18 protein-coding genes are annotated in these 22,066 nt (G+C 47.2%); 7 read left to right on the top strand and 11 right to left on the bottom strand.

What is annotated here, in order from left to right; translation table 11 throughout:
- The first annotated feature begins 12 nt into the window (after positions 1–12).
- The gene (locus L2713_RS09710) at positions 13–567 is read left to right on the top strand and encodes a hypothetical protein (protein ID WP_248967733.1); all 555 of its coding nucleotides are present in this window, start codon (positions 13–15) and stop codon (positions 565–567) included.
- Positions 568–1,085: 518 nt separating this feature from the next.
- Here L2713_RS09710 and L2713_RS09705 read toward each other — a convergent pair.
- The 3 genes from L2713_RS09705 to trmL form a co-directional block, all read right to left on the bottom strand.
- Positions 1,086–1,445: a DUF6559 family protein gene (locus L2713_RS09705; RefSeq protein WP_248967732.1), complete on the bottom strand. Its 360-nt coding sequence runs from the start codon at positions 1,443–1,445 to the stop codon at positions 1,086–1,088.
- A 23-nt stretch (positions 1,446–1,468) separates the two neighbouring features.
- The gene (locus L2713_RS09700) at positions 1,469–2,332 is read right to left on the bottom strand and encodes a S1 family peptidase (RefSeq protein WP_248967731.1); all 864 of its coding nucleotides are present in this window, start codon (positions 2,330–2,332) and stop codon (positions 1,469–1,471) included.
- An 819-nt stretch (positions 2,333–3,151) separates the two neighbouring features.
- Positions 3,152–3,616 (bottom strand): tRNA (uridine(34)/cytosine(34)/5-carboxymethylaminomethyluridine(34)-2'-O)-methyltransferase TrmL, encoded by a 465-nt coding sequence (trmL, locus tag L2713_RS09695; protein WP_011624457.1) that lies wholly within the window; start codon positions 3,614–3,616, stop codon positions 3,152–3,154.
- Between the two features lie 196 nt (positions 3,617–3,812).
- On the opposite strand from trmL, the gene L2713_RS09690 reads away from it, so the two are divergent.
- Positions 3,813–4,667, top strand: coding sequence for a DMT family transporter (locus L2713_RS09690; RefSeq protein ID WP_011624456.1), 855 nt, complete (start codon positions 3,813–3,815; stop codon positions 4,665–4,667).
- Entirely contained in the window at positions 4,668–5,603 is a 936-nt protein-coding gene (locus L2713_RS09685; RefSeq protein ID WP_248967730.1) for a LysR family transcriptional regulator, read from the top strand.
- Here L2713_RS09685 and L2713_RS09680 read toward each other — a convergent pair.
- Both L2713_RS09680 and L2713_RS09675 read right to left on the bottom strand, forming a co-directional pair.
- Complete coding sequence (locus L2713_RS09680) at positions 5,596–6,468, bottom strand: patatin-like phospholipase family protein (RefSeq protein WP_248967729.1); 873 nt, start codon at positions 6,466–6,468, stop codon at positions 5,596–5,598. The genes L2713_RS09685 and L2713_RS09680 overlap by 8 nt on opposite strands.
- 79 nt (positions 6,469–6,547) lie before the next feature.
- Positions 6,548–7,510 (bottom strand): LysR family transcriptional regulator, encoded by a 963-nt coding sequence (locus tag L2713_RS09675; protein ID WP_248967728.1) that lies wholly within the window; start codon positions 7,508–7,510, stop codon positions 6,548–6,550.
- Between the two features lie 121 nt (positions 7,511–7,631).
- Between L2713_RS09675 and L2713_RS09670 the strand changes: the two genes are divergently transcribed.
- Positions 7,632–9,623, top strand: a complete 1,992-nt coding sequence (locus tag L2713_RS09670; protein WP_248967727.1) for a ligand-gated channel protein — start codon at positions 7,632–7,634, stop codon at positions 9,621–9,623.
- A 56-nt stretch (positions 9,624–9,679) separates the two neighbouring features.
- Here L2713_RS09670 and L2713_RS09665 read toward each other — a convergent pair whose 3' ends face one another.
- The 3 genes from L2713_RS09665 to L2713_RS09655 all read right to left on the bottom strand — a co-directional run bounded on the left by L2713_RS09665 (position 9,680) and on the right by L2713_RS09655 (position 12,333).
- Positions 9,680–10,618, bottom strand: a complete 939-nt coding sequence (locus tag L2713_RS09665; protein WP_248967726.1) for a DUF4424 domain-containing protein — start codon at positions 10,616–10,618, stop codon at positions 9,680–9,682.
- Between the two features lie 28 nt (positions 10,619–10,646).
- On the bottom strand, positions 10,647–10,880 hold the full coding sequence (locus L2713_RS09660; protein ID WP_109286769.1) for a hypothetical protein: 234 nt from the start codon (positions 10,878–10,880) through the stop codon (positions 10,647–10,649).
- A gap of 115 nt (positions 10,881–10,995) precedes the next feature.
- Positions 10,996–12,333 (bottom strand): coproporphyrinogen III oxidase family protein, encoded by a 1,338-nt coding sequence (locus L2713_RS09655; protein WP_011624451.1) that lies wholly within the window; start codon positions 12,331–12,333, stop codon positions 10,996–10,998.
- Positions 12,334–12,719: 386 nt separating this feature from the next.
- On the opposite strand from L2713_RS09655, the gene L2713_RS09650 reads away from it, so the two are divergent.
- Positions 12,720–13,655 (top strand): bile acid:sodium symporter family protein, encoded by a 936-nt coding sequence (locus L2713_RS09650; RefSeq protein ID WP_248967725.1) that lies wholly within the window; start codon positions 12,720–12,722, stop codon positions 13,653–13,655.
- A 257-nt stretch (positions 13,656–13,912) separates the two neighbouring features.
- Positions 13,913–15,883 carry a hypothetical protein gene (locus tag L2713_RS09645; protein ID WP_248967724.1) on the top strand — a complete coding sequence of 657 codons (1,971 nt, stop codon included), beginning with the start codon at positions 13,913–13,915 and terminating at the stop codon, positions 15,881–15,883.
- 178 nt (positions 15,884–16,061) lie between these two features.
- On the opposite strand, the gene L2713_RS09640 is transcribed toward L2713_RS09645, so the two are convergent.
- Positions 16,062–17,645, bottom strand: coding sequence for a methyl-accepting chemotaxis protein (locus tag L2713_RS09640; RefSeq protein ID WP_248967723.1), 1,584 nt, complete (start codon positions 17,643–17,645; stop codon positions 16,062–16,064).
- A 638-nt stretch (positions 17,646–18,283) separates the two neighbouring features.
- Between L2713_RS09640 and L2713_RS09635 the strand changes: the two genes are divergently transcribed.
- The gene (locus L2713_RS09635) at positions 18,284–20,341 is read left to right on the top strand and encodes a TonB-dependent receptor (RefSeq protein WP_248967722.1); all 2,058 of its coding nucleotides are present in this window, start codon (positions 18,284–18,286) and stop codon (positions 20,339–20,341) included.
- A gap of 80 nt (positions 20,342–20,421) precedes the next feature.
- Here L2713_RS09635 and L2713_RS09630 read toward each other — a convergent pair whose 3' ends face one another.
- A complete protein-coding gene (locus L2713_RS09630; protein ID WP_086903566.1) occupies positions 20,422–21,405 on the bottom strand; it encodes a formate dehydrogenase subunit gamma in 984 nt (327 codons plus the stop codon).
- 76 nt (positions 21,406–21,481) lie between these two features.
- A complete protein-coding gene (fdh3B, locus tag L2713_RS09625) occupies positions 21,482–22,051 on the bottom strand; it encodes a formate dehydrogenase FDH3 subunit beta (RefSeq protein ID WP_011624446.1) in 570 nt (189 codons plus the stop codon).
- Positions 22,052–22,066 lie beyond the last annotated feature (15 nt).

The following is a 22,066-nucleotide window of genomic DNA, read 5'->3' as shown; positions in this document are numbered from 1 at the left end:
TAGGACTCGAATATGGCGTTAATCATCCCGCAAAAACTGGTCAAGCTATTGATCAAAAAAGTATTGATACTCGCCTTGGGCAGCTTGGCTGTCTTTCCTGCGCAAGCCGCTAAGATCAGTTTTAAAGCCTTTTGCCCGCAAATGGTGGGGCAGTGGCAGGGCAATGCCGCTAAGGTGGGGGAGATCCCTAAGCAAGTTATCGTCAACGGTTTTTGCTCCCATGATCTGCACCAGTTGATCCTTTCCGTGAGTGTCGGTACGCGCGCTCCCTACAGCGAGACTTGGTGGTTTCGGGAGCAAGGCGAGCAAGTGCTGTTAACCTACTACGACGGTGTTTCGCAGGAAAAGCAGCAACTCTTTAGTTTATATCAACAAAATGGCGATTATTCCCTGCTGGGCGAGGGAGTCGTGAATGCGCGCGCTGCCTTAATCCAACTGTTATTCGAGGCTAAATCGCCCCAGGGCGCATGGCAGTGGACGCAAAATATCCAATATTTAGACGATGATATCGACCGCTATCAGCTCTTTCGCGGGATAGAGATGACGCCTATCGCGCCATCTTATTAAGTCTACTCATTGATACTCGACAATATGCAGCTCACTTTGGGACAAATTCGAGTTTAAGTCTTAACTCTAACGTATCTGCTTCGGATAAAAATATCTATGGGTTAACGCCCAACTTTGGGGCTGCTATAGCTTGGCTTAAATGTGTAGCGAAGCGGAACCGAGCCAAGCTTTAGCAGTCCCACATAAGTTGTTTGTTATATTACGGGTTAAAGTTTTAATACCCAAACTAATATAAGTAACGGTATTACCAAGCCAAATACAACAGACACCAAAGAGCTCAAAATAATTAGAAATTTACCAAAAATGCCTGATTTTCGATATTCAAAAAAACAGTTTTCCCGAAATATTTTACTGAATATAAATAGCCAAAAGCCTAATGCCAGTTCAAGTACTTCCATGTTTTACCATTAATACAAAATTACATTGGTTAACGAGTAACATCACGCCGCCAACACGGGCCGACCGAAGGGAGTTTCGGCCCCTGCGCAGGAGGGTAAAGTGCTTGGCTTTGTTAAGCATCAGTCGAAAATATCAAAGATTGATAGAAAATCGAAATCAGGCCAATCCAACCATGAAAGATCAAAATCGAACCATGAGTCTGAAGCCCCATTCGTTATGGCATGTGCCATTTGACCTTTCATTGAGGCGTAATCACACACCTCACCGATTGATTCGTGATACCGATTGAAATCTCTTGGTGATGTATAAAGGCACATAGCCCAACAATGCCAATCGATATCCCATTTAGTTTCCTTCGACGCCAGCTTTACACGATGAGGGCTGTAATACTTCTGCTTCCCATATTTTTTTACGAGAACCTTCCCAACATCTTTCGCATATTGTTTCTTTTCTTTTTCCGTTAAAGTTCTCGCTACCATGTGATCTCCGTATGCTTAACGCTTCAAGAAGGGGCGCCGCTTTGCGGCGTCCCTCTTGCTTGATTTGTTAGAAGGGATGCTGCAATAGACTCAATAGCACCCAATTCTGTTGCTTTAATAACGTAACCAAGATTATTTGGCATAGAAGTTAAGCTCATTGGTACATTACTTGTAGGTACTGGCTTAAGAACGATTTCTCCACTGGCAGTATGCTGGGGGCCAGCATACAAAACGCCAAGTAATTTGATACGGGTTCCCATATTCAAATTACCATTTCTGTCGGCAAAGCTACCGAAGTTTGCTAAATATACTGGGCTTCCGCTAGAGCCCGGGAAACAGGCCATATCAACAACAAACTGCTTTTTTCCCAAATAGTTGTCTTCAGGTTTAGTTGCAATAATACCGCGTCTAGCAATCGATCCGTTATTGGTCGAGTCCCAAATCCCATTTGGATAGCCAATCATTGTCACCTCCTCAAGGGGAAGCAACTCAGAGAAGGTAGCATCAGTAGCTGCAATATATTTATCCAGGCGGAACAACAGCGGCTGCGTATTCTTACTTTGAAAATATTGGTAGATCGGTGCGGCCAATATTGCGCATAGATCGATGTCAGGATCGGGATGATAGATAACATTGTTTTGCAGAGGATAAGTTATAACTTCGAACTTGCCTGTAGGATTGCCTTGGTTATCCGCTGTGCTAATCGGCAAAGAAACAGATACTGCACCTTCAATAACATGCTTATTCGTAACTATCGCAGGAACATACATTCCATCTTCTTGCTGTGCAAAGCTAAAAGCGAAACCTGATCCGGTTGCTTTAGAACCATTATTTAAATTAGCTTCAATGCGGACAACTGACATCATTAATTGATCAAGTGGGTGCACGATGTTTTCCTTCTAACTTCTTAGTATTTATGCGCATGCGCGTTTACCTCGTTAGACCAGTGAAAGCGCGCACAGTTAACTATCTGTATGCAAAGAACTTATCAGCATTCTATTAGATATACCATCTGGAAAAACGCGCATGCGCGTTTTCCAAACCTATTAACTAAAAATCTGTCACCATAGTTAATTGATTTGATAGAATTTTATTTATTGCGGATGTAATTAGTGCGCACTGATTTTGTCTAAAAATCATACCAAAAAACCTAAATTTAAATACGACTGTATACCCATACATTGTTAGTCGCTTTACGTTAGGTCCAAACATTAGGTAAATGGATGAGATTTTGTATGGCAACAAGAGTAGGAGTTTTCTATTGAGCCAACGAAACGAAACAAGGAATGGGGCATTAGCCTTTTAGTCGGATGAGCAGTTCAATGGTCGTCAAAATTGTCACTATTGCAACAGTGACCGTTGGCGGCATGGATGCCGCCGTCGAGCCTATAGGGATATATTCACGGCGTGTCACTGGGGAAACAGTGGCAATGTATATTACGCAATATCCGATTCAGCCGCCTTGCTTTGGGGAATATCTTTTTAGTTGAACAAACAGCTAGAGGGCAGCGAGGATTGGCATTGTTGTACCGACGATCTTCTAAAGCAGGAATGTTTTAGTAGAGCCTTCATGGATACTTCTTGTGAAATAAGGCAGCTTATCACTGGGAAAGAAATCTTTCAGAGCTGATGGCTGAATGATTTGGCTGAGTGATTGGAAAATTGGCTGGTTCAGCCCAGCCAATTTAAATCAGTATTCTTAGGTATTAAATTGCGCCTTCAAACCCGAGCTGACGCCAGGCTTCGTAGCTGATAATCGCCACGGCATTGGAGAGGTTGAGGCTGCGACTGGTGGCCGCCATCGGAATGCGTAATCGCTGCTCGGTTGGGATCGACTCGATAATTGGCATAGGTAGCCCACGGGTTTCAGGGCCAAATAGCAGCACGTCATCCTTGGCAAAACTGAGTTCAGTGTGAGGGCGACTTCCCTTAGTGGTACAGGCCATAATGCGTTTGCCTGCCATGGCTTCGAGGAAGGCATCGAAGTTTTTATGGCGAGTCACATTGGTTAAATCGGCATAGTCTAGGCCCGCGCGGCGCAGTTTTTTCTCTTCAAAATCAAACCCTAGTGGCTCAATTAGATGCAGTTGGCTGCCGTTGTTTGCGCAAAGGCGAATGATATTACCCGTGTTGGGTGCGATTTCTGGCTCATAGAGTGCGATATGGAACATGCTTGCCCGCCTATAAAAAATGACGCCCGATTATACGGCAAACAAGCCTTAAGCGCAGCTCTGTGTGCGCATATCTAAAGCGGCATAAACGCGAGTCCATTTTCTTTTCTCCCTATTAACCTTATCTCAGCACTTGCCTGTTTTATTCTCTCAAAGTAATATATCTCAACATCAAGATACTTTTTAAGAAGTCATTATGCCGTTTGTGATTGCGTTACTCGCCCCCGTGTTTTGGGGGACTACCTATGCATTGGTGAGTCTTTACTTACAGGATATGTCGCCTTACTGGGTAGCGGTTTGGCGTGCGCTGCCTGCGGGCATATTGCTGCTGATGCTGCGCCCACGTTTGCCGACGCTGGCGTGGTCTAAATTAAGCTTGCTGGCGTTTTGTAATATTGGCGCCTTCTTTGCGCTGCTGTTTATTGGCGCCTATCGGCTACCCGGCGCCGTCGCGGGCACGCTGGGGGCGACATTGCCATTAATCTTTTTGATCCTCGCTTGGCTGATTGATAAAAAACGCCCGGGGATGAAGTGGCTACTGCTCGGTTTAATGGGCCTCGGTGGCGTGATTTTATTGCTGAATCCCTCGGCGGATCTCGACCCGATTGGTGTCCTGTGTATGCTGAGCGCGACAACGTTGATTGCCTTTTCTTCCCGCTGGATGCAGCGCTGGGATGTGGGCGACTTTTTAGTGCTCACCGCTTGGCAATTACTCTTGGGGGGATTGATGTTGATCCCGCTGGCGTGGTTTATGGCGGGGCCGCCACAGATCCCGAGTATGGATGTGGTTCCCTCGTTAATCTGGTTGGTTACCGCCAATACCGCGGTGGCTTATTGGGCTTGGCTCTGGTCAATGCGAAATTTAGGGCCAGAAATCATGGGGATGGTGGCTTTAGTCAATCCCGTGGTTGCCGTATCATTAGGCGTATTGATTGTGGGTGAAGCCTTAGATATGCGCCAGTGGGCAGGGATTTTAGTGATTTTACTGTCGCTACTGCTGATGAAATTGCCGCAAAACTTGAGGTGGAATCCCTTAAAAGCGAGGGGTTAGATGCTAAAACACTTAGACTTAAATTTACTGCCCGTACTGGAAATTCTCCTCGAGGAGCAGAGTGTCACGGCCGCGGCGGCGCGGCTGCATTTGAGTCAGTCGGCGGTGAGCAAGCAATTGACCCGCCTGCGCGAAGTGTTTGATGATCCCTTATTCGAGCGCACCGCTTACGGCCTCAAGCCAACGCCCAAGGCGCTGTCGCTGGCACCCGACTTGCGACAATGCTTACAGCAATTAGCGCAATTTACCCGGCCAGACAGTTTTGAACCCGCCTTAAGTCAGCGCCAGTTTCGGATGCATCTGGTCGAGACGACTTACTCGCTGACCTTTCCACACTTTATGCCTTCGCTATTGGCGCAGGCGCCCGGTGTGAGCATTAATTGCCAAACCTGGCGGCTGGATACCATGGATAGACTCCAACGCTGCGATATCGATCTCGCCATAGGTTGCCGCGAATGGGATGAACGTTCACCCATGCATGTAAACCATATTCCGGACGATATCCATTATGTTGAATTGGTTCAGGATTACACCGTTTGCCTGATGCGCCGTGACCATCCAGCCCTTTCGCAGGAATGGGATCTCGACACCTTTTTAAGCTATCGCCAATTGCAGGTCGCCTTTGGTGGTTTGGAACATTGGTTGTTAGACGATGTGCTGCAAATCCAAGGGCGTAAACGGGATATTGCGGTGAATATGACCGACTTCCAGAGTGCGTTGGCCCTGTGTGAGCAGAGCGATTTGATTCTCTGCGCTCCTTCCCGTTATGCCTTAGCGGTGATGAAGTCGTTTGATCTTAAGTATTTACCCTCGCCGATTAAACTGATCCCCGGTGCGTATCTGCTGATGTGGCATAAGCATTTCGAGCACGATCTCAGCCATAAATGGCTGCGGGAGCTGATTATTAACAAAGTCAGCGCCTCGCTCCCTAACTGATATCTGCCCCAGTGTTTAGCCAAGCCTTCAGCTTGGGCAAAATCGCCTGTCCATCGGCCAGCCCTTGGTGATATACGGCGGTCACTTTATCGATATTGCGGTCAAGTCGCGAGAGAGTAAGCGGCGCAGCAGGGCGGATCACAAAGGTATGACCGCTGGCAACACTCTGGGTGAGTTCCTCGAGGGATTGGTTATAACGTTGATGGCGTATTTTGAGCGCGGCGGCCACTGCCGGATAAGCTTGATAACGCTTGCGCGCTAACCAGTTGAACTTCATCGGCGATTTTCGATAGTTTGCGTCTTGAGTCAGGATCACCACTTGGCGTGAATAGCCCTCTTGCTGCGCCTTCGCTACCGGAATGGGCGCGGCGATACCGCCGTCGAGGTAGGTTTGCTGGTTTATCCGATAGGGATTGGCCATAAAAGGCAGGCTAGAGGAGGCGATAAGCACGTCGAGCAATTTGTCGTGCTCATGAAAATCGGCCATGCCAAAGTAATCGGTTTGGCCTGTCTGGCAGTTAAATGCCCCGACCTTAAACTCGGTTCCGCTGCCTAAAAAGGTTGTAAAATCAAAAGGCAGTAACTCATAGGCCATGCGCTTATAGGTAAAGTCGGTGTTGACGTAATTGCCCGTGGTTAACCAGTGGCGCAGCCCCATGTAGCGCTTATCCCGCAGATATTGCTGCTGAATTTGTAAATTGCGGCCAAATTGGCGTGAGACGTAAGAAGCGGGATAAATCGCCCCCGCCGATACGCCTATCACATAGGGGAAGTGCAATTGTTGCTGTAAAAAGGCATCTAACACGCCGGCGGTATAGATTGCCCTCAGGCCGCCGCCCTCTAACACTAAGGCCACATCTTGCATTGAGTTACTACTGTTTAATCGAATGGATAGAACAGCATACTCTAACTCACCTGATAAATGAAACGCGTGTCTACAAGGGTTAGGCGGGTATGGCTAATCTTGGCGTATGCTCGCAGGCGCTGGGTTGAGTCAGTAATGCTGGGTTCGGACTAAAATCCATCTGGCTAAAATATTGGCTGAGCGCCGCAATGGCTTCTTTCACTTTGGCGGGCTGTTTATCCCGCGCCGAGGTCACGCTGTAAACGCTGTAGGTGCGCAGCGACCAGTCGGGCAAAAGTGTCACCAGTTGGCCAGATGCAAGATATTGATGCACTTCTGGCTCTGGCAATACGGCATAGCCTAATCCATCGAGGGTGAGTTGGATAAGCGTCTGCATATTATTGACGTTGATGCGCTGGGTAGGGAGTTCTATTCGCGCTTGAGTCTGTGAATGGGTTAAGAACTCGGGCTTAGCATAGCTGTGGCTAATACGGTTGAACCCTTGTAACTCGTCAGGATGCTGTAGGTGTTGATGCTGAGGAATATAGTTAGGGGCGACGCACAACAACATGCGCCAATCCGCCAAGGGGCGAGCGATAAGGTTCGAATCCGATAGAGGGCCGATGCAAATTGCCAGATCAATTCCTTCGTTAACTATATCGATTGGGCCGTCCTGCAACTGCAGATTGAGGCTGATCTGCGGATGAGCCGCCAATAAATGTGCTAAAGGCTGGCTGAGTAAACCACCGCCAAAACCGACTGGCGCGGCGATTTTAAGCTCCCCCGAAGGAGTGCCCTTTAATGCGTGTAGCTGATGTTCGGCGCTTTCTACTATTTTTATGATTTTAATGCAGTTTTCATAAAATAACGTGCCCGCCTCTGTGAGTGTCAGGTGGCGGGTATTACGGTGAAACAGACTAATTCCCATATCCATTTCAAGCTTTGCGACTTGTTGGCTCACCGCCGATGAACTCAGATTAAGCTGTGTTGCCGCAGCGCTCATCGAGCCTTTTTCCGCGATGGCGGCAAACACGATCATGCCCTTGACCATATTTCTATTCATTCTTAAGCAACTCTTACAAGTGATTACTCAAAGTCTAACTTGAGCCGATTGTAACATAGGGATACATTGCCGTATTGAAAATTATTATCATTTACAAAGGGTCAAGGGAGATTCGTTGGTTATGTTGTTACGTCGTAAAAAGATCCTCGCACAGCTGGTATCTACAACTCTGTTGCTACCGGCTACTCAGGCTTTGGCGGATGCCGCCCCCGATCAAGACAAAATGATGGAAAGGATTGTCGTCACCGCATCGGGTTTTGAGCAGCAAGTGCGTGATGCGCCGGCATCGATTAGCGTGATTACCCGTGAGGATCTCGATACTCGTTTTTACCGTGACTTAACCGACGCAATGTTAGAGGTGCCTGGCGTGGTGGTGACTGGTGGTGCCGACCGTCGGGACATTAGTCTGCGGGGCATGGGCAGCCAATACACGCTGATTTTAGTTGATGGTAAGCGTCAGTCTTCCCGCGAAACCCGCACCAACAGCGATGGTCCTGGTGTTGAAGGCGCTTGGACGCCGCCGCTCGCCGCAATCGATAGGATTGAAATTGTCCGCGGCCCCATGTCATCCCTTTATGGCTCCGATGCTATCGGTGGGGTGATCAACATTATCACCCGTAAAGTGCCCAATGAGTGGCAGGGGGAACTGCGACTCGACACCACGCTGCAGGAGAAGTCGGACTCGGGCAATGTGTATCAGGGCAACTTTTTTGTGAACGGTGGCTTGATTAAAGACCTGCTCGGCGTGCAGTTATACGGCCAATATACTCAGCGTGAAGAAGATAATATCTACGGCGGTTACCGAGGTCGCGATGCGGATAATCTCACCGCCAGATTTGCCCTCACGCCTAATCAAGACCATGACATCATGTTGGAAGTTGGCATCGCTAACCAAGAGTTGGATAGCACCTTAGGGAAAACCGTTGCGCCATTAGCGCCGGGAGCCAGTTGTGGCCGCCGCGGTTGCCCTGCATCGTCGACAACCGAATATGAAAACAGCACGATTTCATTGTCGCATACCGGGCGTTGGGACTTTGGCACTTCGGATACTTATATCAAGCACGAAGTGTACGATAACAAGTCCCGCAAGATGAAAATCAAAAATACTGATGCTCAAACCAGCCTGATCGCTACCTTAGGAGAAAGCCATACCGCCACGTTCGGCGCGGCCTTCAATAAGCAAGATCTCACCGATGAAACTGGTAATCAGGTCAGCGAGTTAACCGATATTAGTCGCCGCCAATGGTCGGTGTTCTCAGAGGATGAATGGCGTATCGTCGATAATTTTGCCTTAACCTTAGGCCTGCGTTTAGACGATGATGAAAACTTTGGCGACCACCTCAGCCCACGGATTTACGGGGTATGGGGGCTGACCGAGCACACTACCTTAAAAGGTGGTGTGTCGACTGGCTTTAGGGCACCGAGCCTGAGGCAAACTGTACCCGATTGGGGGCAGGTGAGCCGAGGCGGCAATATGTACGGTAATCCCGATTTGCAACCCGAAACCTCAGTGAACTATGAGCTAGGGATTTATACCGATCTTACCGATTCCATCACCACCAGTGCTGGCGTGTTTTATAATGAGTTTGAGGACAAGATCACCCGTGTCGCTTGCCCTGCGACTCAATGTACCGATGGGCCGAATCAGTTTGGTTCTGACCCAACCACCTATGTGAATATCGATGAGGCGGTCACCCAAGGGGTTGAGTTCAGTATCGACTATAAAATCCTCAGTAACTTGGCATTAACTGGCAACTACACTTATACCGACTCGGAGCAGAAAACGGGTGCCTATAAAGGTAGTCCATTGAATCAGTTACCTAAACATCTGGTGCAATTGTCGGTTAACTATGAGCCGATAGATAAGTTAAGCACTTGGCTGCGAGTCAACTACCGTGGCGAAGAGAGCCAACCAACCACAGGGCCTTCCTCAAGCAGCTTGATTGCGCCTTCCTATACGCTGTTAGATTTAGGGGCGAACTATCGCGTTAATGACAGCATTAAGTTCAGTGCGGGCATCTATAACGCCTTCGATAAGGACATCACGGAAGAGGAATACGGTTATATCGAAGACGGCCGTCGTTACTGGTTAGGTATGACCTATAGCTTTTAACCGCCTTTAAAATTAGTCGCTTAATACAAAAGCCAGCATTTAGCTGGCTTTTTCGATTATTCATAATTCGGTTTACGGATAAATAGGATGCTGAGATCCTGCGTTGGCGTGAATTGTTTTTGCTGGAACTCAAAGGTGAGTGGGTCGATTTTTTTTAGCTCGCCATCAAAACACAAGCTAATGAGATCTGTGGGCTGGGATTTTTTCAGCGTCAGTTTGAAGTCCTTAATCGCCCCTTGCCAGTTATTGGCCGTCACCAATATATAGCTAAGGTGGCTCCACTCGACGCCAATCTCCTGATCTTCACCGTCTTGTTTAACGATAAGGTTTCGCTTACGAATGCCTTGCTTGGCGCTTTCATCTAAACAGGCAAGTTCAGTGTAAGTATCGATAATACTGTTGGCGGTATCGGGCACGCCCGTTGAGAGGCTCGGGGTGTAACTGTGGCTGATGGCAACGTTTTTTCCTGCGGGAAAGGTTTGCTGCCACACAAAGTAGTCACTCAGGGTAAAGGCGATTTGTTGGTCCTCATCCAACCATTCCTTGGGGAGTGCTGGTTTGCCCTTGGGGACTTCGCCATATTCGGTAAAGTAAGCGACTTCTTCTACGCCCCAGCCGAGATTTTTAAGCTCTCGTGAAATATCCGTCTTATCGGTAAGTTGGGCGACGAGCCTGTGCTCAGTTGGTTGGGGGCTGCCATTTACTTTGAGGGTGAAGTTATCGATGCTGCTGTGATCGGCTGAGCCAAAAAACATCGGCGGCATAGGGAAGGCGATGGGGACGGTAAGATCCTGCGAACTGGTGTTGGTAAACAGATAATCGACCCTGACTTCGGTCTCGCTGATAAAGAGCGACTCCTTATCCATACTGATATGTGGCTGATATTTAAGGGTGATAGAACCATTAGCATCACCAAAACTGCTGTCATTGGCGATGGCTGCTGTGCTCAGCAGTGCGAGTAAACCGCCCATTAGGGCGCGAATATGGATTGACATAAACATCTCAAAAGATAGCAATAAAGGATTAAGCGCGGCGGGCAAGCTCAATGGCTGCGGCGATGGCATTGCGAGCCTGTGGGCTGTTTTTCCAACAAGTGGTGCGTAGCATGCTGGCGACGAGGTTGGCGATATCTTCGACCTCATGCTCGGCTAACTGGGCGAGTGAGCTAATACCGATTTCTTCAAAGCGTTTAATGACCGTCGGGCCAACGCCCTTAACGGCGAGTAGTGCTTGTCTTTCTTGCTCATTAAAACCCATAACGAATACTCCTTTATTACTGGGCGACAGACTCATGCGTGAGTGGTGGCAAGCGTAGCCTGAAATGGCGCTAACAAAAAGGCCCATCATGGGCCTTTTGTGGTTTAACTGATATTTACATATCGCAGGGCTTGAGCGGCTTACGCAATTGGGCGCGCACGTTATCCATGCCGGCGTAGAACTCTTTCATCATTAACAAGCCCATCATCTTACCGTTATCTGTGATGATCAGATTATCGGGATCGGTTGGGTCGTTCTTGATGGCGCCAATTAGCTTCATCGAGGTCATTTCCTTAAACAGGGCTGTGTCTAAGTTAACGCCAAAGGTTTCGCGGAAGTATTTGCGCGATAGACGGCCAGAGAACATCCCCAGCAGGAAGCGATACTGCATCACATCCTTTTTGCTGTAGTTTTTCTGTTGCTCGACGCCCATCTTGCCGGCGGCGATCCGCTCTTGGTACTTACGCAGCGAGAAAGTGTTAACGTATAAAGTGTCGTTCAGGAAGCTAAATGAGCCTGAACCCACCCCTAAATACTCATCGTAATCGATAACATACTCGTCGAAGCCTTCGTCATTCGCCTTACCAAAGGCCCATGCAGACAACTGATTATATTGGCCATTTAAACGGTTTAAGATCTGGCGATATTGGTTGGCCATATCCGCCTGTGGCGCTGCCAGCTTACCCTTAACACTCTTACGCGTTTGGTGCGTGATCATCAGCGGATAGGTGGTGATCTGTCTTGGGTCGAGGCGTGAGGCCATGTCTAAGTCGTGCTGGATCACTTCATCGGTTTGACCGCGAAAGCCAAAAATCAGGTCGACGTTGATAATAGGGAACAGCTCTTTGGCCGCCATGATCTTGTCGAAGGTTTGCTGACCTGTGCCGAACTTTTCGAGGCGATCGGTCATTTTTAAAATGTCGTCGTTAAAGCTTTGTACGCCGATGGACATACGATCCACTAAGCCCTTGAGTTGCTTAAAGCCTGGGCTGTCTAAATGCTGTGGATCCGACTCGCAAGACACTTCTTTAATGCTTGGGAATAGGGTCTTGGCATGCTCAATGGTACGGGCGAGTTCATCTTCTAATACTGTGGTGGTGCCGCCGCCAATGTACATAGATTCAAAGTCATAGCCTAAGGCTTTGACCATCTCCATCTCTTTACGTAGAGAGATAAAGTAAGCGCGCGCCTTGTCTTCCTTAAACATAAAACGGTGGAAGGTACAGTAAGAACACAAGGTATGGCAGAAGGGCACATGGGCATAAAGCATGTACTTTTTACCTTCGACCGGGGCGGGCATAATGTCGGCGGAGAGCGTATCGAGGCGAAGATTCTTATCGACATAATACTGCATGACTCGTTCCATCGAGCTGAGCATCCAGTTAGGGACGGTAATATTCGCTTGATAAGGCGTTGCGATCGCGCCATTGAGCGTTTGAATAACAGAAGACATAACGATTCCTATCTGAGAGTGCTAACCGTAAACACCGAAATTGCTTTAGGTAATTCACGACCACCTAGCGCAATTAGACTACCTCGTATGGAGTAAGCAAAACGTGAACTGGTTATAAGTTACGGTTTCCTAACAAGGAAATCACTGGCTTTTTGTTAAGCAGATCATGTTTTAGTAAACATAGATGCATATTTACTGAGGTTTTTGGCTGTTTGTTATTGAATTTGAGCGATTAACTTTAGCGCTCAATCGAAAGACTGAAATGATAAAAAGTTGAGCTTCTTACTTGTGGGCATTTTGACTTGTACTGAGGGTATCTGGCTGTCATTATCCCTGCGGACATTGCCTAATCTCCCCAACCTGCCTGAAATCTTGGAGGATCCCCATTGGTTAATATCAACCGCTTTTTTCCGCTATTCGCCTTAGTTGGGGCGGGTACGGCGTATTTGATGCCCGCATGGTTTAGCGGATTGAAAACCAGCATAGTACCGTTGCTGGTGGTGATTATGTTATCTATGGGGCTGACCTTAGATGTGCGGGACTTTGCCAATGCATTCAAACAGAAACGTGCCGTTATCACTGGCTTAATCTTGCAATTTACCCTAATGCCCTTAAGTGCCTTAGCCATTAGCTTGCTGTTAGGGCTCAATCGGGAATTGACCATAGGCATGGTGCTGGTGGGGAGTGTGGCGGGTGGCACGGCATCGAACGTGATTTGCTATTTGGCCAAGGGCGATGTCGCCTTATCTATCACTATGACTGCGCTATCGACCTTAGCGGGTGTAGTGCTCACACCCTTGATTATTGAGCTATTAATCGGCGAGATGGTCGCCATTCCTTTAATGGATATGCTCGTCAGCCTCGTTAAAATCGTGCTTATCCCTGTGACTGTGGGTGTGGTGTTGAATCACTTCTTTAAACCGCAGGTTGCTAAACTTGCCCCCGCATTACCCATCATTTCTATCGTGGCGATTGTACTGGCCATCAGCATTATTGTGGCCCTAAATGCAGGGCAATTTTCGCAGGTGGGGCCTGTGATTTTACTCGCGGTGTTTCTACATAACGGTTTGGGACTCGCCTTGGGTTATACCTGCTGCCGCTTGCTCGGCTTTAACCGTACAGTGTGTAAAACCATTTCGATTGAGGTCGGGCTGCAAAACTCAGGCCTTGCGACCGCGTTATGCATCAAGTTTTTTAGCCCGCTCTCCGCCGTCCCCAGCGCAATTTTCTCGATTTGGCATAACCTTTCAGGCGCCCTGCTGGCAGGCTACTGGGCGAGTTTAGAGCAAGATCCGGATGGTGTGAAAACCACCACCAAATAGTGAGAAACAATAGCAGCTTTTTAATAAGCTGAAGTAACGTATATCTTAATATCGTAAATGAAATATATGAGTGTTTTATGGATAAGTCAGTATGTGGTCACTCGCTCATAAATGCGCATCACTTAATTAGCATCAACTTATGCCAGCCGATTAACTTGTTGTTAAATTATAGATACTTGTTGTTAACTTTAATTAATTCGGTAAAGTAGCTGGCAAATTAAAAATATGATCTGTTTTTGCTAGTTTAGGGAACGAATATGACCGCAAAAGGAATCTGTGTATTACTTGGCAGTTCACTAGTCTTATCTGCTTGTGGCGGGGGAGGTGGCGACTCTACAACGCCAACATCACCGACCAATCCTCCTCCGACAACAACTTTTAAAGTTACTGATTACCCGACGGAAGTTGCTGTCACTTCGCTATCGTTAGCGGAGAGTGTTTTGCAAGTTGGTTTTTTTGCTAATGACATCTTACGCAATTTTGATATCGAGGCTAATGGAGCTGAAAAGTCGTGCTCTAATGGCGGTTTAGCGACGATTGAGTTGATTGATAAGGATGACTCAAAAGGCATTTCTGTCGGCGATAGTCTTAATATGTCCTATCGTGATTGTTACATTCAAGCACTCGACAGCACAGTGAATGGCGAAGGTTCATTAACGCTATCTGAATATCAACAGGGCACTAAGGCAAAAGGGTCGATTGATATTTCTAATCTGCAGGTTAATGGAGATGATAACTTCAACTTGGTTGGTCAAATGTTGTTCGAAAATAACATTTCACCGTTGCAAAGACAGTTGAACATTCAAAGCAAAAGCACTGTTAAATTAGTTGTAAATAGTAATTCGGAGTTAAGTTTTACTAATCTCTCTTTAACGAGAGTGGAAAACTTTTCCGATGCAACTTATGCGATTAGTGGTAAAGGCCAGATTTCGGTCGCACAATTTAATAATGGCTTTGGTTTTGAGTTTACTAAACCATTGAAAGGACATTTTGACGAATTTCCCCATGAAGGCTCTATTGTCGCCAGTACATCAGCTCAGGACTCAGTTCAAATGACGAGTAACTTCGTTACTGACTCTAAAATGCTCAATGTGAATACTGCTAAAGAAGCTTACATGGTTTATTGGAGTCAAATTGTTGAGGGAAGTTTGTGGCATCTTGAAGGTGGAAAATCTAACTCATCATTTGAGTTTCGCTCTGACAACTTTAACTATGTAGGCATGATTGATGACCAGGATTTACAAGCATTTCCTGTGTCTGGCGGGACGATTCGATTACTCATGTCACGCCCTATCAAAGACCAAGTTTACGAAAGTTCTTTTGATGAGGATTCATGGCCATACCGAAAAGTTGCAGCCAAAATTAGCGTGAATGGTGCGATATTAAACATCACGCCAGAGACAGATTTAAAGGCGAATACGGTATATCGCTTTAATGGTGTTTTGCTTGAAAGCAAATTTGGTGCAGTGGCGAATACTATGTGGTCTGAACGTTTTAAAACCAGCGATGCAATCATTATCGATGTGGCTGCAAGTAGCTATTTATATAAAGCCAACGACACGCCAAAGCTCGATGCTTCACAAACCGTTATGAATAAAGGTAGTGCACTGACATTTAAGTGGGTAGATGTGAATAATGTCGGCATTGTTTTTTCAAATCCGACTAGTGCCAAGACAGGTTTTACCGTTCCAAATGAAGTGACATCTGATGTCGCGATAAAGTTAGAAGTGTCCAATGGACAGGGATACCAAGTATTCCGAACTTTAACGATGCACTATTATGCTGGCAGTGACACATTCATGCACTATGTGAGCCCGCAAGGTGACTACATTGGTGGTGGGAAAACAGTGATTATGGATTCGAGCAGTGCAGTGTTCACGCCAACGAATTACGACAACAGCTTAAATGCAATCACCTTATCTATTGACGGAAATACTTGGTGGAGCTTTGATATTGCTGCACCCGCTGGTGAAAACCTGCAAGTGAAGAAATATATCAATGCTACTCGTTATCCGTTCCAAGGCCCCTTGACGGCAGGTTTGTCATTTACGGGTGATGGTCGTGGCTGCAATCAAAGTATCGGGGATTTTGAGGTGCTTGAGTTGAGTTATAATGCTGATAAATCTGTTAAATCTCTAGCGGTTAACTTTAATCAGCGTTGTGAAAATACCATGCCGCCTTTAAATGGTGTGATTCGTTATCACTCTTCGGTGGGAATTAACCACTAATCGATTATGAAGGCACCTTAGGGTGCCTTTATTTTTTTGATGTATTTAATGGCTCATTATGAATGAAATGTATGAGCACTGAGATTGTGATGTTGTCGCCAATAGTTGCTCGCCCTTAATCAAAAATGGCCTAACATCTTGCGATATTAGGCCATTGTAACGACTTAGCTGACTCGAATTAGAGTCTAAAATGCGAGACTACGCCTGTTAGCTGTTCTTTGGTGGCGGCCAAAGAGGTTGCGCTATTGAGGGTTGCTTTACCGCTTTGATTTAACTCTTCAACCATTTCGCGAATGGTATTCAAGTTACGATTAATCTCTTCACTCACGGCGCTTTGTTCTTCGGCGGCGGTGGCGATTTGATTGCTCAATCCATTAATATCAAATACATAGGTCGTTAAGGTTTCAAGGCTTTCAGTCACCAGCGTAGTGGTGTCCGCTGCATCTTGGCAACTCTGTTTGGTCTCATCCATCGCATTAACGGCGCTGTTAGCACCCGTGCGCAGGCGTTCCAGCATTTGATTGATCTCGGCCGTGCTCGCTTGGGTACGAGCGGCTAGGGCGCGTACTTCGTCGGCGACGACAGCAAAGCCTCGGCCCTGTTCACCAGCACGGGCGGCTTCGATGGCGGCGTTAAGTGCGAGTAAGTTGGTTTGGTCGGCAATATCTCCAATCACACCTAAGATAGTGGCGATATGGCGAGTGTTTTCATTCATTTCCGCTATGGTGTGGGCGGCGGTATCGACCTTACCAACTAAGGCGACGACAGTATTTGCCGCTTGTTCGACAGCCTTTTTCGACTTATCAGCCTGTTCATTTGCCTGTTGGGTAAAGCGTGCGGCAGAGGCGGCATCACCGGCAACGTTATGGGCAGTTGCACTCATTTCGGTCATGGCCGTCACGACTTGGTCGGTTTCTACCGCGTGGGTTTGCAATGCATGGGTATTGGCGTTGGACTGCACATTCAACTGACCAATTTGATCTGACATATGTTCAGAGGCCTGAGCAATATCGGAAATCATATGGCGCAAGTGGTCAATCACTCGGTCGAGATCGGCGCCGAGTGAACACAGTTCGTTTTGACCGCTGATTTGGGTCTTCTGAGTCAGATCACCATCGGCAAGGCGCTCTACAACCCGCTTGATTTGATTAACGATATTGACCAAACGTTTGCTCATAAAGAAGGCGCTTAGTAAGGAAGCGACAATGGCAATTAGGATTAGGCCAAGGAGCAGCGCTTCGGTGGCATTGACTTTGTCTTCTGCCTGTTTGCCTAGTTCATGGTTTCGTTGGGTGATTAATTTGACTAATTGATTGATCTCATTGCTAACTTTGGGCCCAAGTGCGCCACGTTCTGGCGTGAGTTCAGGCTCGGTGCCCGTTTGTTTGGCGTAGGCTAACTCCTGCTGATAGAGACGCACATATTGCTCGATTTGTGGCAGTAGTGTGCGGATCGTTCTAGCATCTTGCCCCATAAAATCGGTGTTAAATCCTGCGAGTTGCTCGACAAGCTGCTGCACATTGCGTTGCTGCAAGCTGATGGCGTCGCTGTTATGGACTAATGTGGCTAAGCGCAACTCGAAGAAAGCTTCACGCACATTGGTGAAGGTTTCGGCGAGCTGGGTATTGTTGACCAGCCTGCTGCTGGTGTCATTGAGTTCAGCAAAACCCCGATAGGAGGAAATGCCGATAATGATCAATAAAATACTCGCAAACACTGAAGGCAGCGCCGTCAATGTGCTGGTTTTTGCATTGTTAAACATGGTGGCCTACTGGGGTATTAATCAAGACGGGGTGTAATTAAATTACACATTGAGGCCATTTTAACGCTTGGATTTAGGCAGCTGCAAGGCGACATTTTGAGCGTTTTAGCTATAGTGGTATGTTTTAAAAGGGATTGTTTTTGCCGTGTTAATTGGGAATGGTGCAGTGGTTGCCAGATGTTATGTAAGTAAAAATCAAAGTATTCTCAGTTGATTGATTTTCATGGTGAAAATAAAGTGATGTAGCAGTCACTCTACAGCCTATTAACAGTGCAAAAATCGATTGTGAGGCAGATCGCAAAACTTACAAATGTTTATAAGTGTATCTATAGCGCTTGACCGCGTTATTGGCTGATGGTGTCGAACAGCTATGCACCACAAGCTTAAACTCGAATAAAAGCCCGCCAAATCACTGCAAAAAACTGAGGCCTCAACACGCTCTTGTGTTAGTCGAAGCGAGTGGTAATTGTCCCTCACTCAATCTTTTATCTCTCATTCCTACGAATTTGCGTTCGGTCACAAAGCTATGTATTGAATGTAAATGATATTGGTTATCATTTGGATTTAAGGTTGTTTTAATGTAGATTGTCGGCATTTCAAGCTAACACCGTTTATCAATGAGTGCCGTCGAGGTTTTTATGGAATGCAGGGCGTTTAAGAAAAGTGCAATTGCAGTAATAGTTTCGAGTTTAGTGATGTCCTCAGCTTACGCTGCTGTGGACGCAGAATCTGCTGAACCGATTGAAAAAATTACTGTTTATGGTGAGAAAATCGAGCGTAGCCTTAAGGATACGACTTCCTCTATTTCGGTTATCGATAAAGAAGCGCTCGACAGCGGTCAATATCAATCCACCTCGAGTGCCTTATCTGAAGTGCCTAACGTGGTGGTGCTTACGGGATCTGTGCCCGATATCCGTGGGGTTTCTGGTAATGGTTCTGCCTCGGGATTTAACTCTTTTACCGGCGGTGCTCGGGCGCGGGTATCCACCTTAGTCGATGGCGTTGCCGAACCTTTTGTGGCCGATCTTACTGGTGATACTGGTCTGTGGGATATCCAACAAATTGAGGTGTACCGCGGTCCGCAATCGACGATTAACGGGCGTAACAGCATTGGCGGCACAGTGTTTATTAAAACGGAAGACCCCACCTTCGATTGGCAAGGTGCGGCTCGTGTTGGTTATCGCAATCAAGATAACTTTATCGATAGCGCCGTTATGCTCTCAGGCCCCATCCTCGATGATGAGCTGGCATTTAGGGTGAGCGGACAAAATGTGACAGGGAATACCTTCAATAAAGGCTTGGAATATGAGACAAATCCTGCCCCATTTGACCTCAATGAACTGATCACCAATCGCTGGCGCGGTAAATTCCTGTGGCAGCCGAGTGCGATTGAAGATCTCAAAGTGCTCTATAGCTTTTCATACAATGATGAGAAAGGTGACTCTGGGCGTAACTATTTTACCGGCGATGATCCTTGGGCGTTTAAGCCTATTTTCCAACGTTATATCGAGACTAAATCTACGACTCATTCAGTGAAAGTCGATTATGACCTCGGTGAAGGCCGCGCCTTCGATCTCATCGTCGCTTATATGGATTATGACTGGGGCTTTGAATCCTATGAGGCCCTCGCCACGGCGCAGCAATATGTGGATATGAATGACCAGAGTTACACCGTCGATGGTAAGTACAGCTTTGGTCTAAAAGATAAAGATTTCAATGGTTTTGTGGGTTTAGCCTATTTTAAACGCGATCAAGATTTTGGTAGTACTGGCAGCTCTGTTTACAGTGGGGATGACAGCACTGAATCCACCTCTATATACGGTGAAATGACCTATGGCCTTGCCGAATCACTCTGGGTCACATTCGGCGGCCGCGTGATGCGTGAGGAGCAATTGCGTAACTTCAATATGCTCTATCAAGGCAGTCAATTGCAGGAGAAACTCGATAATGCCAATACCGTTACCCTGCCGAAGTTAGTGCTGCAATATGCGCTGAATGACAGCACAACTTTGGCGGCCAGTGTGCGTCGCGGTTATAACTCGGGTGGCGGTGCGCTGTCGTTAGCCGAAAGTGAGTATTACTACTACGACGAAGAGTACGTAAATACCTATGAAATCAGCAGTCGCAGCGCGTTTATGGATGGCGATGTTAACTTTAATGCCAACCTCTTCTACAACGATTTCGACGGTTACCAAGCCTCTAACAGCGCCCGCAAAATTACCAATATCGATAAAGCGGTCAGTTACGGTATTGAGGCTGAATTCAGCGCCATGCTCACCGAAAACCTGCAGTTTATTTCGGGCGTAGGTTTACTCGATAGTGAGATCAAACAAGCGGATCCTAGCTATGGTGACATTATCGGCAATCAGCTGAACTCGGCGCCGCATGTGACCGCCAATGCTGGATTAAAATATTGGTTAGGCGATGCATTTTCTTTTGGTTTTTCAGGCAACTATGTGGGTGAGTATTATGCGGATATCAATAATACCGAATCACGGGTGGCTGGCGATTATGTTGTTGCCCGCTTAAGCCTCGATTATCAAACTGATAGCTGGAGAATCAGCGGCTTTGTAAACAACCTGTTTGATGAGCAAGCCTTGACGGTAAATGAACCCGCTAGCCGCAGTTATCCCGATGGTTATGCGGCGATTATCGACCCAAGAAATCTCGGTGTATCTGTGATGTACCGCTTCTAAGTGCTCAATTTAACGCACTTATTTTACCCATAAAAAAACCTCCACAGCATGCTGTGGAGGTTTTTTGTTTTCAGCGACTTTTACTCTTTATATTTCAAAGTGCCGTTAGCTTTGATTTCGTCGTACCACAGGTTGTGGTGTTGGGTTGCCCAGTTTTCATCACAATAACCAGACACCATACACTCCATACCACCTTCAGACATTACCGTTGCCATGAAGATATGCACGATAGAGAAGGCGCAGATCACGATAGCGCTCACTGAGTGTAATACCAGCGCGATTAAGCTTAAGGTGCGGCTAGGTTCGAAAAGATTGGGGAACAGTAACAACATGCCCGAGGCTGAAATCACTAACCCAAACAGGGCAAAGGCCCAGAACCACATTTTTTCACCGGCGTTAGCAAAACCTGCGTCAGGGTGCTTACCTTTGAAGGGACCAAAGTTGATGTAACCACCCACAACGAGGAACCACTTCACGTCGTACATTTTTGGCAGCTGGTTCTTCGCCCATAACACTGTCATCAATGCCCAGCCGATCATAAACGGAATCGCCATCACATCGTGGATTTGCTTAGCGCCATAAACGATGGCTTCCCAGATGCCTTCGCCCAACCAAGGTTGGAAGAAGAAACGACCCGCTAATAAGGTTAAGCCCGTTAAAATCAGCATTAAGCACGGGATCGCGCCTAACCAGTGGATTGAAACGTCAAACTTTGACCAGCGATACACTAGCTTGCCCGAAAAACCATGGTGTAGCTTGGAGATGCCGTTCACCTTGATAAATAAGACAAAGATAATGATCATGCCGAATAACGCCGCCATTAAGGCCGGCGCTAACCAGTCGCTACGCAGCTCCAGTACACGCAGATCATAGGTATTGATCGGTTGTGCGTGGAACTCGCTTTGGGAGGTAGTGTATCCCGTGGCGCCGTCCTTCAGCTGTGCCCAAATTTGGGCATCAGAGGCTTGAGGTTGGAGCGCCTGTTCATCACCACCATTGGCTAGACACACGGCACTAAATAGCAGTGCTATGGCTAAACCTATGTGTTTGAACCATTTGTTCATCATACATCCTCTCTCGCTTAGTGGCGCCTGCTAGCAGGCGCCAAGCTAAGTCTGTGGACAGATCCTGTGACCTGAATTAATTCCAAGCCGCGTTTTTAGCGCCACGGTAAGCCACACGCTCACGGAAGATGCTAGAAACCACTTCTGCATCACCCGCTAACAGGGCCTTAGTCGCACATAGTTCTGCGCACATTGGCAGTTTGCCTTCGGCAATACGGTTTGAACCGTACTTCTGGCGCTCTGCCTCTGAGTGGTTTTCTTCTGGGCCGCCGGCACAGAAGGTACATTTATCCATCTTACCGCGGCTACCAAAGGCACCTTTTTTCGGGAACTGTGGTGCACCAAATGGACAGGCGTACAAGCAGTAACCGCAACCAATACAGGCATCTTTGTTGTGTAGCACAATGCCGTCTTCGGTTTTGTAGAAGCAGTTTGCTGGGCAAACCGCCATACATGGCGCGTCTGAGCAATGCATACAGGCGACAGAGATTGAAGCTTCACCGGGTTGACCATCGTTGATAGTCACGACGCGGCGGCGTTGGATACCCCACTCGAGAGCGGAATCGTTTTCGTTTTTACATGCGGTGACACAGCCGTTACATTCGATGCAGCGCTTGGTGTCACACAAAAATTTCATTGTAGCCATAGTGGCAATTCTCCT

Source organism: Shewanella seohaensis, assembly GCF_023283775.1.
In the GTDB taxonomy this organism is placed as follows: Bacteria; Pseudomonadota; Gammaproteobacteria; order Enterobacterales; family Shewanellaceae; genus Shewanella; species Shewanella seohaensis.
Note: the sequence above shows the minus strand (reverse complement) of the source record. Positions and strands in the feature narration are given on the sequence as shown.

Excerpts from the sequence above, each read along its gene's own strand:
- L2713_RS09710 (WP_248967733.1), top strand. The coding sequence starts at position 13 with ATGGCGTTAATCATCCCGCAAAAACTGGTCAAGCTATTGATCAAAAAA.
- L2713_RS09705 (WP_248967732.1), bottom strand. The coding sequence starts at position 1,445 with ATGGTAGCGAGAACTTTAACGGAAAAAGAAAAGAAACAATATGCGAAA.
- trmL (WP_011624457.1), bottom strand. The coding sequence starts at position 3,616 with ATGTTCCATATCGCACTCTATGAGCCAGAAATCGCACCCAACACGGGT.
- L2713_RS09690 (WP_011624456.1), top strand. The coding sequence starts at position 3,813 with ATGCCGTTTGTGATTGCGTTACTCGCCCCCGTGTTTTGGGGGACTACC.
- L2713_RS09685 (WP_248967730.1), top strand. The coding sequence starts at position 4,668 with ATGCTAAAACACTTAGACTTAAATTTACTGCCCGTACTGGAAATTCTC.
- L2713_RS09680 (WP_248967729.1), bottom strand. The coding sequence starts at position 6,468 with ATGCAAGATGTGGCCTTAGTGTTAGAGGGCGGCGGCCTGAGGGCAATC.
- L2713_RS09675 (WP_248967728.1), bottom strand. The coding sequence starts at position 7,510 with ATGAATAGAAATATGGTCAAGGGCATGATCGTGTTTGCCGCCATCGCG.
- L2713_RS09670 (WP_248967727.1), top strand. The coding sequence starts at position 7,632 with ATGTTGTTACGTCGTAAAAAGATCCTCGCACAGCTGGTATCTACAACT.
- L2713_RS09665 (WP_248967726.1), bottom strand. The coding sequence starts at position 10,618 with ATGTCAATCCATATTCGCGCCCTAATGGGCGGTTTACTCGCACTGCTG.
- L2713_RS09660 (WP_109286769.1), bottom strand. The coding sequence starts at position 10,880 with ATGGGTTTTAATGAGCAAGAAAGACAAGCACTACTCGCCGTTAAGGGC.
- L2713_RS09655 (WP_011624451.1), bottom strand. The coding sequence starts at position 12,333 with ATGTCTTCTGTTATTCAAACGCTCAATGGCGCGATCGCAACGCCTTAT.
- L2713_RS09645 (WP_248967724.1), top strand. The coding sequence starts at position 13,913 with ATGACCGCAAAAGGAATCTGTGTATTACTTGGCAGTTCACTAGTCTTA.
- L2713_RS09640 (WP_248967723.1), bottom strand. The coding sequence starts at position 17,645 with ATGTTTAACAATGCAAAAACCAGCACATTGACGGCGCTGCCTTCAGTG.
- L2713_RS09635 (WP_248967722.1), top strand. The coding sequence starts at position 18,284 with ATGGAATGCAGGGCGTTTAAGAAAAGTGCAATTGCAGTAATAGTTTCG.
- L2713_RS09630 (WP_086903566.1), bottom strand. The coding sequence starts at position 21,405 with ATGAACAAATGGTTCAAACACATAGGTTTAGCCATAGCACTGCTATTT.
- fdh3B (WP_011624446.1), bottom strand. The coding sequence starts at position 22,051 with ATGGCTACAATGAAATTTTTGTGTGACACCAAGCGCTGCATCGAATGT.